Source organism: Nostoc sp. LEGE 12454 (genome assembly GCF_056620565.1).
Genome location: NZ_JBWQXL010000002.1, coordinates 160,375 through 177,653, shown reverse-complemented (window position 1 = coordinate 177,653; position 17,279 = coordinate 160,375). Strand labels below are relative to the sequence as shown.

Annotated in this window: 12 protein-coding genes; 8 read left to right on the top strand and 4 right to left on the bottom strand. The window is 42.0% G+C overall.

The features are described 5' to 3' along the window. The first annotated feature begins 661 nt into the window (after positions 1-661). Both AC1F2U_RS02920 and AC1F2U_RS02915 read left to right on the top strand, forming a co-directional pair. Positions 662-5,371, top strand: coding sequence for a glutamate synthase-related protein (locus AC1F2U_RS02920; RefSeq protein WP_480259764.1), 4,710 nt, complete (start codon positions 662-664; stop codon positions 5,369-5,371). A gap of 365 nt (positions 5,372-5,736) precedes the next feature. After that, positions 5,737-6,471, top strand: coding sequence for a methyltransferase domain-containing protein (locus tag AC1F2U_RS02915; protein WP_480259763.1), 735 nt, complete (start codon positions 5,737-5,739; stop codon positions 6,469-6,471). A gap of 175 nt (positions 6,472-6,646) precedes the next feature. Here AC1F2U_RS02915 and AC1F2U_RS02910 read toward each other — a convergent pair whose 3' ends face one another. Further along, positions 6,647-7,555 carry a polysaccharide deacetylase family protein gene (locus AC1F2U_RS02910; RefSeq protein ID WP_480259762.1) on the bottom strand — a complete coding sequence of 303 codons (909 nt, stop codon included), beginning with the start codon at positions 7,553-7,555 and terminating at the stop codon, positions 6,647-6,649. A 1,611-nt stretch (positions 7,556-9,166) separates the two neighbouring features. Here AC1F2U_RS02910 and lepB point away from each other — a divergent pair. After that, positions 9,167-9,739 carry a signal peptidase I gene (lepB, locus tag AC1F2U_RS02905; RefSeq protein ID WP_480259761.1) on the top strand — a complete coding sequence of 191 codons (573 nt, stop codon included), beginning with the start codon at positions 9,167-9,169 and terminating at the stop codon, positions 9,737-9,739. Between the two features lie 79 nt (positions 9,740-9,818). Here lepB and AC1F2U_RS02900 read toward each other — a convergent pair whose 3' ends face one another. Together AC1F2U_RS02900 and AC1F2U_RS02895 are read right to left on the bottom strand one after the other, a co-directional pair. Then, complete coding sequence (locus AC1F2U_RS02900; protein WP_480259760.1) at positions 9,819-10,352, bottom strand: ComEA family DNA-binding protein; 534 nt, start codon at positions 10,350-10,352, stop codon at positions 9,819-9,821. Between the two features lie 14 nt (positions 10,353-10,366). Continuing rightward, positions 10,367-10,741, bottom strand: coding sequence for an NINE protein (locus tag AC1F2U_RS02895; protein WP_480259759.1), 375 nt, complete (start codon positions 10,739-10,741; stop codon positions 10,367-10,369). Between the two features lie 227 nt (positions 10,742-10,968). Between AC1F2U_RS02895 and AC1F2U_RS02890 the strand changes: the two genes are divergently transcribed. Continuing rightward, entirely contained in the window at positions 10,969-11,901 is a 933-nt protein-coding gene (locus AC1F2U_RS02890) for a J domain-containing protein (protein WP_480259758.1), read from the top strand. Between the two features lie 126 nt (positions 11,902-12,027). Further along, complete coding sequence (locus AC1F2U_RS02885) at positions 12,028-12,351, top strand: DUF1825 family protein (protein WP_094349476.1); 324 nt, start codon at positions 12,028-12,030, stop codon at positions 12,349-12,351. Between the two features lie 109 nt (positions 12,352-12,460). Here the strand turns inward: AC1F2U_RS02885 and AC1F2U_RS02880 are convergent, their stop codons facing one another. Continuing rightward, the gene (locus AC1F2U_RS02880) at positions 12,461-14,386 is read right to left on the bottom strand and encodes a transglycosylase domain-containing protein (protein ID WP_480259757.1); all 1,926 of its coding nucleotides are present in this window, start codon (positions 14,384-14,386) and stop codon (positions 12,461-12,463) included. Between the two features lie 173 nt (positions 14,387-14,559). Between AC1F2U_RS02880 and tyrS the strand changes: the two genes are divergently transcribed. From tyrS to AC1F2U_RS02865, 3 genes are read left to right on the top strand one after another with little or no spacing between them, the layout of a single operon-like run. Beyond that, complete coding sequence (gene tyrS / locus AC1F2U_RS02875; protein WP_480259961.1) at positions 14,560-15,750, top strand: tyrosine--tRNA ligase; 1,191 nt, start codon at positions 14,560-14,562, stop codon at positions 15,748-15,750. Positions 15,751-15,764: 14 nt separating this feature from the next. Then, positions 15,765-16,496, top strand: a complete 732-nt coding sequence (pyrF, locus tag AC1F2U_RS02870; protein WP_480259756.1) for an orotidine-5'-phosphate decarboxylase — start codon at positions 15,765-15,767, stop codon at positions 16,494-16,496. Next, positions 16,493-17,173: a hypothetical protein gene (locus tag AC1F2U_RS02865; protein WP_480259755.1), complete on the top strand. Its 681-nt coding sequence runs from the start codon at positions 16,493-16,495 to the stop codon at positions 17,171-17,173. Before pyrF ends, AC1F2U_RS02865 begins: the two co-directional genes overlap by 4 nt. The last annotated feature ends 106 nt before the right edge of the window (positions 17,174-17,279 follow it).

Sequence of the window (17,279 nt, the reverse complement as noted above, 5' to 3'; positions counted from 1 at the left end):
AACAAAAATATTTGGGAATTGTCAAATGGGTATATATTGTAATACGCTGATTTTATTGCTGGATCGGGATAACCAAATAATTACTAATTCGTAATTCGTAATTAAAAAGGTACACCAGATCGGACTCAATTTTTAATTCAATGGTTAACAAGACAATGGAGGGTAGAACCCCTCACTGATTGCAACCACGAATTAAGGTAGCGTAGCGTAAAGCTTTTAGCATAGCTTCTCTAAGAAACGCAACGCGACTGCTTAGAGTTAGTTCTTGATTGTCACGAGCAATTACGAATTATCTGGGCTTTGGCTTTAAAAAATAGTGCAGCGTTCAGTTTTAGTTTTGTTTCAGGTGAGCCGAAATAGGCTCCATGAGTAGCTAGCGTGCATCTGGAAAAATAAATTGAAAAAATACTTAGCTTCAAAATATAAAAAAGAAACTGTCAGGGCAAAAATAATGTCTTGGCGGAGGTAACTTGTCTAACACCGCATAAACACATAAAAAACACGCAATTATTTTAACACGGGGGAACTGATAAAGTAAAACCGAAGTTAAAATTTTTTTTCCCTAAATTTCGGTGCTTATATATTTTTCCATCGCTGAATTTAGAAATTTTTCCCACAATGTAGTGGCAAAATTGGTAACTCAATACTTCAGGAACAGGGTATGAATAATAAACCGATGAATCAAGACCAGAAAATCACAGCGAATATCAACTCAAGAGATACCTATCAGGGGCAAAAGTGGTTAGTAGAGGAACGAGATGCCTGTGGTGTAGGTTTTATTGCTCATCGCCAAAATCATACCAGCCACGAAATTGTCGAAAAAGCCTTAGCTGCTTTAGCTTGCTTAGAACACCGGGGAGGTTGTAGCGCCGATCGCGACTCTGGTGATGGTGCTGGAGTATTGACAGCAATCCCTTGGGACTTGTTCCAACAAGACTTTGCCCAAAAGGGGAAGGAATTTTCATCTAGCGATCGCATAGCTGTAGGGATGATATTTCTACCACAAGATCGGGAAGCAGCACAAAAAGCTAGGGCGGCAGTTGAGCAAGTGGCTGCTGAAGAAAAATTCACTGTACTTGGTTGGCGAGTTGTGCCCGTGCAATCTGATTTGCTGGGGGTACAAGCAAGAGAAAATCAGCCCCAGATTGAACAAGTTTTGTTAGCTTCCGTTGACAAAAGCGGTGATGAATTAGAACGGCAGTTATACATTACCCGCCGCCGAATTAGTAAAGCTGCAACTGACATCTCAGAAGAATTTTATATCTGTTCGTTGTCAAGTCGCACAATTGTCTACAAAGGCATGGTGCGTTCCGCTGTCTTGGGCAGCTTTTATGACGATTTAAAAAATCCAGCTTATAAAAGCGCCTTTGCTGTTTATCACCGCCGCTTTAGTACCAATACCATGCCCAAGTGGCCGCTAGCGCAACCGATGAGGCTTTTGGGTCACAACGGCGAAATCAATACCTTATTGGGTAACATCAACTGGATGATGGCACGAGAAGCTAGCCTGAATCATCCAGTATGGGGCGATCGCATCCAGGAACTCAAGCCATTAGTTCATATTGATAACAGCGACTCAGCCACTCTAGACAACGTAGTGGAATTACTGGTGTGCTCTGGACGCAGCCCCTTGGAAGCCTTAATGATTATGGTTCCAGAAGCTTACCAAAATCAGCCTTCTTTACGTGAATATCCAGAAATCGTTGATTTCTACGAATATTACAGTGGTTTGCAAGAAGCTTGGGACGGGCCAGCACTTTTAGTATTTAGCGATGGCAAAAAAGTTGGTGCAACTCTAGATCGTAATGGTTTAAGACCAGCTCGTTACGCGATCACCAAAGATGATTACATTGTTGTAGCTTCCGAAGCTGGTGTGGTGGACTTCCCAGAAGCCGATATTGTCGAGAAAGGTAGACTCGGTCCAGGGCAAATGATCGCCGTGGATTTAGAAAATCATGAAGTGCTGAAGAATTGGGATATTAAGGGGCGCATCGCCAAGCAGCACCCTTATGGAGAATGGCTGCAACAGCACCGTCAAGAATTAAAGTCATTGGTCATTAGTCATCCGTCATTAGCAAATGGCAATGGCAAAGGACAATTGACAAATGACCAAGAACAATTGACTATTAACAAGCAAAACTTACTTCAGCGTCAAACTGCCTTTGGCTACACCACAGAAGATGTAGAAATGGTGATTCACCCAATGGCGATCGCAGGTTCAGAACCAACTTTCTGCATGGGTGATGATATTCCCTTAGCCGTACTGTCACAAAAGCCCCACCTGCTTTATGACTATTTTAAACAGCGCTTTGCTCAGGTGACGAACCCAGCGATCGATCCCCTGCGAGAAAAGCTAGTGATGTCTCTAAAAGTTGAACTAGGCGAACGGGGTAACTTATTAGAACCCAAGGCAGAATATGCTCGGAGATTGAAACTCGAATCGCCAGTGTTAACTGATGGTGAATTAGAGGCGATTAAGCTGTCAGGATTTGCCACTGCTGAGTTGTCAACTCTATTTGCGATCGCTAATGGTCCAGAAGGATTGAAAGCTGCTGTGCAATCTTTACAAGCACAAGCAGCTGAATCAGTTCGGGCAGGTGCAAAGATTTTAATATTAAGCGATGCCTACGGCGGGCTACGCCAACGGGCTAATGACAGTATCAACACAGAATATACCTACATTCCTCCCCTATTAGCAGTGGGTGCAGTGCATCACCATCTGATTCGTGAAGGGTTGCGAATGAAAACATCCCTGATTGTAAATACTGCTCAATGTTGGAGTACCCATCACTTTGCTTGTCTGATTGGCTATGGTGCTGGCGCAGTTTGCCCATACATGGCTTTAGATACGGTGCGTGATTGGTGGTCCGATCCCAAAACTCAAAAGTTAATGGGTGTGCAAAAAATTCCTACCCTCACCCTAGAACAAGCTTTAGGAAACTATCGCAAAGCAGTAGAGTCAGGTTTACTCAAAATTCTCTCCAAAATGGGAATTTCTCTGCTCTCCAGTTATCAAGCAGCCCAAATCTTTGAAGCTATTGGCATCGGTGGAGATTTAATCGACCTGGGATTCCGTGGGACGACTTCCCGCATCGGTGGTTTGAGTGTTACCGAGCTTGCTGATGAAGTGCTTTCCTTCCACGTCAAAGCTTTCCCAGAACTAACGACCAAGAAGTTAGAAAACCTGGGCTTTGTGCAGTACCGTCCTGGCGGCGAGTACCACATGAATAGCCCCGAAATGGTTAAGGCGTTGCATAAGGCTCTAGATGACAAAAACTACGATCACTACGAAGTTTACAAAAAGCACCTCCAAGGCAGACCAGTAACAGCCTTGCGGGATTTACTAGATTTCCAAGGCGATCGCCCGTTGGTTCCTCTAGAAGAAGTGGAATCGGTATATGAAATAGTCAAGCGCTTCTGCACAGGCGGCATGTCTTTAGGCGCTTTGTCAAGAGAAGCGCATGAAACTTTAGCGATCGCCATGAATCGCATTGGTGGTAAATCAAATTCTGGAGAAGGCGGCGAAGACCCAGTGCGCTACACAGTTCTAGATGATGTAGACGAGTCTGGTTACTCGCCAACCCTACCTCATTTAAAAGGATTGCGAAATGGCGATCGAGCTTATAGTGCCATTAAGCAAGTTGCATCGGGACGCTTTGGTGTCACACCAGAGTACCTAGTTAACGCCAAACAAATTGAAATCAAAATAGCCCAAGGTGCCAAGCCTGGGGAAGGTGGACAACTACCAGGACCCAAGGTGAGCCAATACATTGCGATGTTAAGGCGCTCCAAACCAGGTGTGACGCTGATATCGCCACCACCGCACCACGATATTTATTCGATTGAAGACCTAGCACAACTGATTTTTGATCTGCATCAAATTAATCCGAAAGCACAGGTGTCGGTGAAGCTAGTTGCAGAAGTTGGCATTGGCACGATCGCGGCTGGTGTAGCTAAGGCAAACGCTGATATTATCCAGATTTCTGGACATGATGGTGGTACAGGTGCATCGCCACTAAGTTCCATTAAACACGCTGGTTCCCCTTGGGAATTAGGTTTAAGTGAAGTGCATCGCGTCTTGATGGAAAATGACCTGCGCGATCGCGTGATTTTACGCGTAGATGGCGGACTCAAGAGTGGTTGGGATGTGGTAATGGGTGCATTAATGGGTGGTGAAGAATTTGGTTTCGGCTCCATCGCCATGATTGCTGAAGGCTGTATTATGGCGAGAGTTTGCCACATGAATACCTGTCCTGTGGGTGTTGCTACTCAAAAAGAAGAACTCCGCAAGCGGTTTACGGGAATGCCGGAACAAGTTGTCAACTTCTTCTACTTCATTGCTGAAGAAGTGCGTAGTTTGTTAGCCAGACTTGGCTACCGTTCTTTGTCAGAAATCATTGGACGTGCAGATTTATTAAAACTGCGCCCAGAGGTAAATCTCACTAAAACGCGATCGCTTAATCTCGACTGTTTACTTCAGCTACCAAATAGCAGAGACAATCGTAGCTGGTTGGTGCATGAAGAAGTCCACAGCAACGGTGTGGTTTTGGATGACAAGTTCCTTGGCGATCCTGAGATTCAGGCTGCTATTAGGGATCAGTCTACTGTCACCAAGACTTACCCAATTATCAATACTGACAGAACAGTGGGCACAAGATTAGCGGGTGCGATCGCTTCTCAATACGGTGACAGTGGCTTTGAAGGACAAATTAATCTCAACTTTACAGGTAGTGTTGGGCAAAGCTTTGGTGCTTTCAACCTCCCAGGCATAATTCTCAGCCTAGAAGGAGAAGCAAATGACTATGTAGGTAAAGGGATGCATGGTGGTGAAATCATCATCAAACCTCCAACTGATGCTACCTATAACGCATCACAAAACGTGATAGTTGGCAATACCTGCCTTTATGGTGCTACTGGTGGCATATTATTTGCCAACGGTCTAGCAGGAGAACGCTTTGCTGTGAGAAACTCCAAAGGCATCGCAGTGATTGAAGGTGCTGGGGATCACTGCTGTGAATACATGACAGGTGGTGTGATTGTCGTCCTTGGCAAAGTAGGACGTAACGTAGCTGCTGGAATGACTGGTGGACTCGCATACTTCTTGGATGAAGACGACTCATTTCGTGAGTTAGTCAATCCAGAAATTGTCAAAATTCAGCGGGTGATTACCGAAGTAGGTGCAAAGCAACTGCAAGAATTAATCCAAAATCATGCAGAACGCACTGGTTCACCAAAGGCGAAGAAAATTCTGCAAAACTGGCAAGAATTTTTGCCGAAATTCTGGCAGTTGGTTCCGCCTTCTGAAGCTGATAGTCCAGAAGCTAATCCTGAAAAAAAAACAACTGAGTTCAGTTTAGTAACCAGTCATTAGTAACTATAACCGTTCTCATACTCTGCGTTAAGGCATTCTCCCGGCAAAGAAGTTGCACAAACAGGTACTCTGGGGAAACCCCTTTAGATACCTAAAGCAGTCGCTTGAATTTCCCTCTTAAAAAGAGCGTAGGAGAAAATATATTCCCCCTAAAAAAGGGGGAATATTCACTAATTGATTCACAGATGAACTTTAGACTAAGGCTACAAAAGTGACTGAGCAATTAAATCCTGTCAAAGTTTAAGTAATAAATTCGAGATCGGCACTGTCCTAAAATCTACCTAATTGAGTATAGAAGGCATTACCTAAATGCTGGTACACTGCACCATAAATGTTTACCAACAAATTAGGATTTGTCTATAAAAATGCTTATAGAAGATCAAGCTCCCGATCGCAAAACGTCTGAAGAAGAACGTTTTCAAGATGATTATTATTCATACTTTGAATCTCCTGAAAATGCTACCCGATACACACCATCAGTTTGGTATCTCGATTGGGCTTTTAAGCAACGTTCCTTCTCTTTGTTAGATTTGGGATGTGGCAATGGGGCTTTGAACAAATATCTACCTGAGCGATGTGACTACCTTGGGATAGATCACAGTGAAGGTGCGATACAATACTGTTCAAAACTATACCCCGACAAAAAGTTTACTGCTAAAGATTTATCGGTAGCACTGCCAGAATTAGCTTCAGAAAATCAAAAGTTTGATGCCGTTGTACTAGCTGGTTTGCTATTTCATAATGTTGACAAGGAAACACTAGAACAAAACAACGATCTAGAACTCGTTCAATTCTGTTTGGATAAACTAATAAGCAACAAAGGTTATTTGGTGCTTATTATACCTTTTGCTTATGGGGATCATCCATCTCATAATCTGTATATTCGCGCAGAATGGCTACAAAAGTTGGTAGAAAAATTGTTGAAAGATGTAAAAGCAAAAATTGTTTACGAGAATATTTCTCTACAAATTGGCTTGGACAAAAAAGTTCAACAGCAGAAGACGACTCCTGACTGGTTTGTTCCCGATAGCACTACTGACTATTCCAATAAGTACGCTGGAACATATATGGCAACTTGGACAGTTATAGCCTCTCCATAGCTGGGTTAAACCGCCATCTAAATAACCAAAATTATTCATCAACTTTTATAGTTGATTTTTTTATTTTTGCACTAGTAACTAGTCTAAACTCCAGTCCCAAATGCATCTTAACCACAAAATATAATTTTAGTTTTTAGCCAATTACTATTGAGCAATTGCCCATAATTAATAATTATTACTTTTTCTTAGCAAGCAACTTTTGGTCTGTATCTTCCATTTCTAAAAGTTCTGGAATAGTCACAAAGCGATAGCCTTGCTTTTTAAAGTTGCTAATAATTTCTGGTAAAGCTTGCACAGTTCTAGAACGATTACCACCACCATCATGCATTAGCACAATCCCACCAGGTTTAGAATCTTTAATCACGTTATCGATCAATTTTGGTACAGTTGGTAACTTGTAGTCTGTAGAGTCTGCTGACCACATCACCACACTATACTTTTGACCTTTAGCATAAGCTGCTAATCCATTGTGCAGGTTGCCACCAGGCGGTCGGAAAAGATTTGTTTTAGCACCTGTAACTTGATAAATTAGGTCTGTTGTGCGATCGATTTCAAAAGCAGCTGCTTGTTGATTAAAGAAGTGATACCAGTGATGCCAAGTATGATTGCCAATGACGTGACCTTGAGCGACAATCTGTTTTCCTAATTCTGGATAATTTTTTAGGTTCTGCCCGACTACAAAAAACGTCCCTTTGATATTATTTGATTTCAGAATATCTAGCACTTGCCCTGTGGTCTGAGGCCAAGGCCCATCATCAAAGGTGAGAGCAATTACTTTCTCTTCCTTAATGAGTTTTGCCTCTTTAACTATTGCCCCTTGAAAACGCGATGGTACAGCGTAGGATAGTCCTTTCGTTTGTGCTTCTTGTTGCCAACTTGTAAGCATCGCCGCCTTTAATTTCTCAATCCGCTGCTGAGTTCCTACGTTTGCAGATACATCCTTGATATTTATACTTGGTCTACTCTGAGCATCCGAAGCATTTGGCCTTAGAAGCATCATAAAAGCAAGACTAAAAACACCACCTAAAGCAAGTAGCGCAATTAATATTCCTTCTGGCCACAGAAACGACTTATTGTTTTCCACCTCAAAGCTCCTTCAAAGATCGAACCATCACCACGGTTATGACGGTACGTTATAGCACATTTTTATTAGATATTTAGATACCAGTTACTTTCTGGTAATCATGAAAATTGGAATTGGTACTAACGAAAATTCAGAATTGATTGAGAGCGACTATATTGCTTTAACTAAAATCTATATGCTCTAGATTTGGACAGCGTTGAATATACAATACTTGGTACTGTTTAATTTCAACCCAGTTATAAAAGGTAAACTCTGCGCTTCCACATTCTTACCGCTAGCTCTAAGAAGGAGAGGAACACAATCAAATAATTAACCACACCCCAAAATCCTTTTAAATAGGAGTTATGAATGAGTTGCTGTTTTTCAGTTAACCGCTAAGCCAGAGCATTATCCTTTCAAGTTTTATAGCTTTTCAAATAAGATGAACTCAGTTGTCATACCTACAATTTGCACTTTTAGCAAACTGAAGTTTTTTAGCCAGACTTTCTCACTGTAAAACTGTATAGTTTACAACTTAAGTGAATTGTTTGATTAACATACAAAATTACTTAAAAGGGTGCGGTCTCTTTAGAATAAAAGTCTGGTAAACTATTAGTTCTATCTTGATAAGATATATTTTACTGCCTGTTGCCATTGTTTCCTTTTTAAGAAAAAGTTAAATTTTCAACTGGCAGAATGTTACCTTGTACTTTCTATGAAATAAACCAGACGAAAATTGATTCAATATAGTTTCTCATTGGCAAGGGGCATTTATTGTTTCAATCTAGTCACCTTTGACTCATTCAGGAAAAATAATTCTATCAGCAGCTTACTTCTGTTTCGGATGCTGATACTTTAGCTCAAATTGCTAGTAGCTTTCTGTCTGTGAATGTTTTTTTCGATAATTAAGTATGTTTATATCTTAATTAATAGTACAGTTTAATATGCACTGTCACCGTGTAATTACGGAAATTAATTTCGTACATGTAGGCAAGTGATTAAAATCACAGTAGAATAGCATTTATCCATTGAAGCAATAAAACTTATATTTTTTCTTTCAAAGTAGTATTTTTTACTAAAAACGCTGTTTTTAACCAGATTTATGCATTTAAAAATACATTTAACTTTTGGCTAAATTTATGTAATATCACTTAAGAATACAGACCAAAATATATTTTCTTGCAACTCAACCTCCAACAAGACTGCCCTCTGCCTTTTTTCAGTAAAGTGAGGTTGATACTGTCAAACATGAGGTAGACTATTTTGCAACTCTACGACCAATTTTCTGTTTAAAGAAAAAACCTACTGATTGTATCGCTCTAGCAGTCTGTAACTAGCTGCTTTTGCAGGAAGAAACAAAACTTACAATTGTCTCATAACTTGCCTTATAATTACAGCAATTAGAATTTTTTATTTTTAATTATCTATTTAGCAGTCCTAATTATTAGCTTATATTACTTTAGACAAGTCATAGTTTATTTACAGTACTTTTGCTTATCTTTAGGAACTGGTTAAGTGTATTATTTAATGTCTGTATAGCTTGACCCCAAACCCTGTTTTCCTATTAATATAACTTTTGAGTCAAAATAATCAAGATATTTGTCTCACTTCTGAAACTGGCTAGAAACTTTTATGATTCCTCACGAAAGTGATGCAAAAAAAGAGCATGCGTCGTTAAAAGTATGGCGTAGTTGGCAAGAAAATCTGATTTTAATTGCGATCGCACTGTGTTTGGCATTCTTAATCAGGACTTTTATCGCCGAACCGCGCTATATACCTTCTGACTCGATGTTACCCACCTTACATACTGGCGATCGCTTGGTAGTTGAAAAAATCTCCTACCATTTTCACCCTCCTATAACTGGCGATATTATTGTTTTTCAGCCACCCGCAGAACTACAACGTCGAGGATATCCCAAAGACCAAGCGTTTATCAAGCGAGTTATTGGCCAGCCTGGTGAGGTAATTAGTGTTACTTCTGGCAAAGTTTACCTCAACGGTCAACCCTTGGCAGAAGACTACATCGCGGAACCTCCAAATCAGCCATATCAACCAGTGAAAGTCCCAGAAGACGAATTTTTTGTTATGGGAGATAATCGCAACGATAGTAATGACTCTCGTTATTGGGGCTTTTTACCCAGAAAAAATGTCATCGGTCGGGCAACATTTCGCTTTTGGCCTCTCGATCGCATTGGGTTCATTTAATCAGTTTTAGATTTTGGATTTTTCTTTCAATCCAAAATTGCCAGAGTTAGGAGTTATTTTAAGACTTCTAACTTTTAACTTAAAACCTCAAATAATACATTATCTGGGCGATCGCATTACCAGTTAACTCTAACCGCCGTTGGAAATCAGCCAGGTTACGGTAAGGCCCGGCTGATTGCCGATTTTGCACCACTGCTTCCGCCAAAGACAAATCTATAAATGGAATTTGTGCTAATTTTTCAACGGTTGCTGTGTTCGGGTTGAGTAAATGGGTAGGATTTTCTAAAGATTCGTGGTCATAGTAAATAAAATTCAGCAGAGGCTTTAATGGCTCTAAGCGCGGCACTGGTATACCCAAAGCCGCAGCTATATCTTCAATACAGTAAAATTTCACACCCGAATGTGAAAGTTCCACAAGCGATCGCGCTTGGTGAATTGACAAACCTGGTAGGCGTAACCAATCATCTACAGTGGCTTGGTTAGCATCAATGCGGATACCTAATTGGGCCGCTATTTGAATTTCTTCCCCAGATTGTAGGCGATAGTAGGGATCGTTGAGGAGCTTGGCGCGAAGTTTTTGCAGCCTAGAATTTAAAGGTAGCCAGTTATTCATGATTGTCGCTTACCTCAAGAAATCTGGTCTAGCAATTGGCGGCGCTTTTGTTCAAATTCATACTCTGAAATCAGTCCATCTTGGCGCAAAGCATCTAATTCCCGCATTGCATCAGCGATCGCTCCTACCTGATTAATCGCCTTTTGTGAAGTCCTCGCTACTGACTTGCCGAGATTAAAATTGCGATCGAAAGCTTCTTCGTCTTGGGCTAAATACCAAACTCCCTCAATCGCACTAGCTACCTTGGGGATAGGTGTCCAGGAAAGTAACACATACAAAACACCCCACAGCGGCTGTCCCAGGTAGAATTTATGTAATCCTGAAATTGTCAGCGTGCCAGAAAAAGCTAAAACAGCGGCAACACTTCGGCTTTTGCGCTTAGTCAACATATTTCTAATAAATATACGAATACCATAGTTCCTACAATAAGACAGCCAAAAGGCACACAGATAATTCAAAACTTACTCATTTTAGTCAACTACTTTGTTTTGCCCTGCCGACTTTTGGGTGGTAAGCCCCACAATTTAATATTTGAAGAAATTTGAGTAAGTTTCACATGACTGTGCATTGAGCTTTGATGCTAATTTTAAGTTTTTAACGGCTCTAGACTACTACAATGTCACAGACCTTCCTACCGCCAGAATGGTTTAAACAGCTTTGCGATCCTTACGCTGTGCTAGGAATTTCTGTGAGTGCTGACGATCGCCAGATTTTTAAACGCTATCACACTTTAGCGAAACTGCTACATCCCGATCGCTATGCTAAAAGCTGCAATCCAGACGAAGAATTAGCAACGGCAATACTTAGCCATTTAATCAATCCAGCTTACGAACAACTCAAAAATCGACACAAGCGTTTAATTGCTATAGCTATGCTGCGATCGGACGCAAGAGTATTACAGCAGCAAGCTTTGTGTGGGAAAAGTGCCATAGCTAAGGAAATTATAGAAATGTCTGCACCCCAAGCAGAATTGTTTTATGAAGAAGCGATCGCTTCCTATGCAGAAGCCCAATACAAATCACTCCATCAGTTTTATCAAGTTACGCAACAAATTAGTATACTGAATTTAGTTTATTTACAGTTGCATAAACCTGACCTATTTCTCCCGCAAAAAGTTGTTCCCATCATCCCTGAAGTAGAAGTCAAGCCAGTTGAATTGACATTTAATGAAGAAACTAATGTCAAACCAGTTTTAACAAACTATGCCCAACGTCACTACCAGCGAGCGATTGAGTACGTCAGGCTAGCTAATTGGGCCCTAGCCGTGCAAGAACTGCGCGATGCCATCAAGTTAGAGCCAAATAACAGCGACTATTATGCCTTATTAGGTTTAGTACATCTCAAACAGAAATTTCTCGGGATGGGCAGGGTTTACATCCGTCAAGCATTAAAACTTAACCCGCAAGATTCACTAGCTCAGAAATACGCTACCAGACTGAAAATTGAACCGGGCGAAAATACTAATCCTAAATCAATAGCTAAAGCTCTGAGTATCGCGGCTTTATTAAGTCGATTTAACAAGGGGAAACCTTCTCAAGTCAAGTGTTGAAATTTCGGTAACAAACCGTACCAAAACCGAAGCTTCGTGACTAGATTACTCCCCTAGACTAAAATAATAAATAGAAGTAAAACTATTAAGCTACTGAGTCTGGGCGCTCAGTTTAATATAAGCAATATGGGATTCTTCGATTCTGAAATAGTTCAGCAAGAAGCAAAACAGCTGTTTGAGGATTATCAAGCGCTGATCAAGCTTGGCAACAGCTACGGCAAATTTGACCGCGATGGCAAAAAGCTGTTTATTGAGCAAATGGAAACCATGATGGATCGGTACCGCATCTTTATGAAGCGCTTCGAGCTATCAGAAGATTTCATGGCACAAATGACAGTAGAACAACTGAAAACGCAATTAGGTCAGTTCGGTGTCACCCCGCAACAAATGTTTGACCAAATGCACCTGACTTTAGAACGGATGAAAGCCGAGCTAGAAAAACAGCCCTAGTCTAATTTTAGATTTTGTGGAAAGTCAGATCGCCAGAAGTCGGCGCTCCAACTTTCCAATACAGATTTTGGATTCATTGGCAATCCAAAATTCAAAATCTAAAATTAAATTATTGTGACTTGGGACGAGAAAACTGGGAAGGTGACTTGAAGTTTTCTACGGGTACGTTCTTAAGTGCCTTCTCCATAAAATCTTTCCAAATGGGAGCAACCATACCACCGCCTGTAGCACGGCTAGCTAATTGTCTATTGTCATCCCTCCCTACCCAAACCGCAGTGGTTAGCTGTGGCACAGTGCCAACATACCAGATATCCTTTTCTGAGGAAGTTGTACCCGTCTTCCCAGCGCTTTGACGAGCTATGGCAGCACCTTTACCTGTACCACTAGTAACTACCGTTCGCATCACATCGATAATAGCTGCCGATGCCCAAGGGTCTAAAACTAGCTGGGGTTTAGGGGTGTTATCTAGTAACACATTACCACTACTATCGGTGACACGGGCAATTACAGTGGGTGGAGACTGCCAGCCATAATTAGCAAAGGTAGCATAAGCACTAGCCATTTCCAGAGGAGTAACACCAATTGCACCCAGAGGCAGGGAGGTAACAGGTTCCATCGGACTCATAATACCTAAGGTACGGCAAGTTTCTATGACTCTATTCATCCCCACAGCCTTACCAATCTTGATCACAGGAATGTTACGTGACTGGGCTAAAGCTGTGCGGATTGGCATAGCTCCGCTAAAACCCCCATCATAATTTCTGGGGAAGTACCAACCGTCACCATCTCGATAGCTGACTGGGGCATCTACCACCGTTGAGTCTGGGCCATACTTCCCAGTAGCGAAAGCAGTATAATATACAAACGGTTTAAAAGAAGAACCTGGCTGGCGTTGAGCTTGAGTTGCACGATTGAATTCACTGATCTTAGGATCTACACCACCCACCAGTGCTTTGATAAAATGCGTGCGCGGATCAATTGCTACCAAGGCGATTTGATTCTTAGATAATCCTTGCCCAAGCAGTGACTTATGCCACTTACCGACAGTTTCCTCAGCCATGATTTGGAAGTTGGCGTCAACTGTAGTTTGTACCCGCATCCCACCTTTGAGTAGTGTCTCACGCCCAAACTTTTTAGCCAACTCCTGCGCTACGGTATTAGTTACATAGGGTAGGGCACTACCTTGAAAGGATTTGATTCTCCCAAGTTTGATTTCCTGCTTGAGGGCATTGTCGTATTCTGACTGGTTGATCCAGTTCAATTCCAGCATCCGTCCCAGCACTTCTTTTTGTTTCTGTTTTGCCAACTTCATGCTCACAAACGGGCTGAATTCTTCTGGTGCTTGGATCAAACCCGCCATCATTGCTGACTCACCCAAGCTTAAATATTCTGATGATTTATTAAAGTAACTGCGGGCTGCCGTTTGTACACCATAATTGTTATGACCCCAATAAACCTGATTGAGGTACATTTCTAATATTTGGTCTTTAGTGAGAATTTGTTCTAACCGGATTGCTAGCACAGCCTCTGCTAACTTACGGGTAAAGGCCCGCTTTTGAGACAAAAACAGGTTTTTTACCAACTGCATAGTAACAGTGGAGCCACCCTCTTTGACTCCACCTGCTACAGCGTTCACTACTATAGCCCGGCCAACACCAGTAGGGTTAATACCGTGGTGATCGTAGAAGTGACTATCTTCACTTGCTAATACCGCCCGTTTTAAGTTCGGAGAAATTCTATCCAAGGGTACGACTTCGCGGTTGGCTTCCCCGTGAATACTCGTTAAAAGTTTGCCTTTAACGTCATAAATGTAAGTTGTTTCTGAGGGAAAGAAGTTACGTAGCTGTCTCACATCTGGCAAATTACGGAAACTGATGGCTAAACCAACCAGTCCTCCGGCTACAATGGAACTTGCCAGCATGGTGATTGAGAGTAAAGTACCGCCAGTTACCTGACCGACTCCTTTCAAAAACTCAAAACCTGATGAAGCCCGACGCTGTGGCTGTTTATCTTCAAAAGTCCTAGACGACGACACGGCTATTTCACTTCCTCACTTGTAAATTTAACTGTAATTGATTGGGTGAAGCAAGGCGGTTAGTTTTTTGCAATTATAGTAGTTTGGCAGATGAGAAAGTGGATAAATTGCCAGTGAATATAACCAACTTAACTTCTAGTGTGCAAAACATAGCTAATAATCAGTCTCTTAGTATGACGCAAGATTTTGCTTGGTTGCGTCGTGGTGTAGTAGAAGTATTCCCACAATCAGATGATGTTAACAGCGAAAGTTTAGAAAGGCTCTTACTAACTACAGACCAACCTTTAAGAGTAAAATTAGGGATTGACCCTACTGGTACTGATATTCATCTAGGTCATAGCATACCAGTACGAAAACTGCGAGGTTTTCAAGATGCAGGTCATACAGCAGTTTTAATTATTGGCGATTTTACAGCGCGTATTGGCGATCCAACTGGTAAATCTGAAGTGCGTCGTCAGCTTACAGAAGCAGATGTAGCTAAAAATGCTCAGACTTATCTCGATCAAGTACGTCCTATCTTGGATTTTGACACACCAGGAAGGTTAGAGGTGCGTTATAACTCCGAATGGCTCTCTGGGCTTAACTTAGAGAAAATTTTGGAGTTACTCTCCACGATGACGGTGGGGCAGATGTTAGCGAAGGAAGGATTTGCCGATCGCTATAAAAAAGAGAATCCAATTTTTATCCATGAGTTCCTGTACCCGTTAATGCAAGGTTTTGATTCGGTTGCAGTTGAGGCAGATGTGGAATTAGGCGGCACCGATCAGAAATTTAATATTGCTGTAGGCAGAGATTTACAGCGCCATTTTGGTCAAAAGCCCCAATTTGGAATGCTGCTGCCAATTTTGATTGGCACGGATGGCGTGCAAAAAATGTCTAAGTCTTTAGGTAATTATATCGGATTATCAGAACACCCAGGACAAAAGTATCAAAAGTTGCAAGGAGTTCCCGATAATCTCCTAAAACAGTATTTTGAACTGTTGACGGATTTACCTTTGGATAAACTGCCAGAAAATCCTCGCGATCGCCAAACACTTTTAGCATGGGAAGTTGTCAAACAGTACCACGGCGAACAAGCAGCCCAAGAGGCAAAAGAAGCAGCCCAAAGCGGCGGCAAAGAAGGTGCAGTTCCAGAATTCTCTCTAGCTGGCGTGCAGCAGTTCCCTACTAAGTTAGCGTATATTCTCAATGTCACTGGCTTGTGCAAAAGTACAGGGGAAGGAAAGCGGAAAATTCAAGAGGGGGGAGTGCGCCTAGATGGCGATCGCATCACTGATGCTGATACCACTTTCGATGCTCCTGGTGAATTACAAGGTAAAGTTTTACAAGTCGGGAAAAATAAGTTTGTGCGCTTAGTACCTTAAATGGGGAGTGGGGAATGGGGAATAGGGAACAGGTAGAACAACGAGTTATTGTGGCTTTGGATGTCCCGGATGAACAAAGTGCGATCGCTCTTATAGATCGGCTACCGCAAGTTAGTTTCTGGAAAGTCGGTTTAGAGTTGTTTACCAGCACTGGCCCGAAAATTCTGGAAGTGTTAAAGTCTCGGCAAAAGCGCATTTTCTTGGATTTAAAGTTTGATGATATCCCCAATACCGTTGCTGGTGCTTGCCGGAGTGCAGCTAGATACGGAGTGGATTTACTGACAATTCATGCTACTGCTGGTAGAGATGCCCTGAAAGCCGCAACTGAGGCGGCACAGGAAGGGGCTGCAAAAGCAGGTGTAGAACCACCAAAGTTAATTGCGATTACCCTGCTAACGAGCATCTCTGCTCGGCAGTTGGCATTTGATTTAAAAATCCCCCTAGAATTGCCAGAATATGCTCTAGAAATGGCCCTACTCGCTCAAGAATCTGGTTTGGATGGGGTAGTTTGTTCGCCTCAAGAGGTGGCACAGCTACGACAAACTTGTGGAAATGACTTTTTGCTAGTTTGTCCGGGGGTTAGACCAACTTGGGCTGATATTGGCGATCAAAAGCGATCGCTCACTCCAGCCCAAGCAATTATTGCCGGTGCAGATTATCTAGTGATTGGGCGTCCCATCACCGCTGCTACTGAGCCTGAGTTAGCTTGGAAGAGGATTTCTGAGGAGTTAACCACGGTGGCATGAAGTTAAGAGTCAGTGAGACACTCAGAGTACAGGGTGTAGGGGAGAACAATCTTGCCTCTTCGCTCAGTCAGAAAAATTATAGTTTCCTGTTTGCTTGTGGCTTCTGGGTTGTAGTATCAAATAGCTTTGTTTACCCAGCCTTCTCGATAAACCCCACCCCTAAACCCTCGGCGCTAGCAGAAACGGAAAATGTCAACAGTGGCGCGAAGTCTTTGTGTTCTGAACAAAATTTAGAAACATTAACTATACAGCTACTGCAAAAATTACCTAGTTATACCAATCGCGCTAGTCAACGCGCCCGCCGCCTCAGTAGAAGCAGTCAGATTTACAGTTATATGTTAGTGGCAGGAAAACCTGAGTTTACTCCTCTGCCCCTTAACCTTGAAGAATATAGTGCAGATGCGTCTAAAAGTGCTGCATCAGGAGTTGAGCAAGTTTTCTTTACTACCTTGGAGCGGCAGTACATAGATAAGAAAGTTGTAGAATTGCAAGAATTTCACTGGCTGTTATTGACTAAAACTAAAAGTGGTTGGCAACTAGTGATGATGTTTTCTCAAGTTGGTTCCTATTCAGAACAGCAGCCACTATCTCCACCACGCGATAGTAGTAATGGTACTGTTGCCCAAGGAGTTAAAGCTTGGTTGCGCGATTGTGAAGCTGGAAGTTTACGTCACTAAAACCTAATTCCCAATCTTCGTAAATTAGAAGAATATTAAGTAATGTCTAAAAATACTGACTCAAATTTTCTATAAACAGGACTATCACTTCTGGTTAGAAACTATA

Bases quoted from the DNA above. Each gene is read 5' to 3' on its own strand.
- AC1F2U_RS02920 (WP_480259764.1), top strand. From the start codon at position 662: ATGAATAATAAACCGATGAATCAAGACCAGAAAATCACAGCGAATATC.
- AC1F2U_RS02915 (WP_480259763.1), top strand. From the start codon at position 5,737: ATGCTTATAGAAGATCAAGCTCCCGATCGCAAAACGTCTGAAGAAGAA.
- lepB (WP_480259761.1), top strand. From the start codon at position 9,167: ATGATTCCTCACGAAAGTGATGCAAAAAAAGAGCATGCGTCGTTAAAA.
- AC1F2U_RS02900 (WP_480259760.1), bottom strand. From the start codon at position 10,352: ATGAATAACTGGCTACCTTTAAATTCTAGGCTGCAAAAACTTCGCGCC.
- AC1F2U_RS02895 (WP_480259759.1), bottom strand. From the start codon at position 10,741: ATGTTGACTAAGCGCAAAAGCCGAAGTGTTGCCGCTGTTTTAGCTTTT.
- AC1F2U_RS02890 (WP_480259758.1), top strand. From the start codon at position 10,969: ATGTCACAGACCTTCCTACCGCCAGAATGGTTTAAACAGCTTTGCGAT.
- AC1F2U_RS02885 (WP_094349476.1), top strand. From the start codon at position 12,028: ATGGGATTCTTCGATTCTGAAATAGTTCAGCAAGAAGCAAAACAGCTG.
- tyrS (WP_480259961.1), top strand. From the start codon at position 14,560: ATGACGCAAGATTTTGCTTGGTTGCGTCGTGGTGTAGTAGAAGTATTC.
- pyrF (WP_480259756.1), top strand. From the start codon at position 15,765: ATGGGGAATAGGGAACAGGTAGAACAACGAGTTATTGTGGCTTTGGAT.
- AC1F2U_RS02865 (WP_480259755.1), top strand. From the start codon at position 16,493: ATGAAGTTAAGAGTCAGTGAGACACTCAGAGTACAGGGTGTAGGGGAG.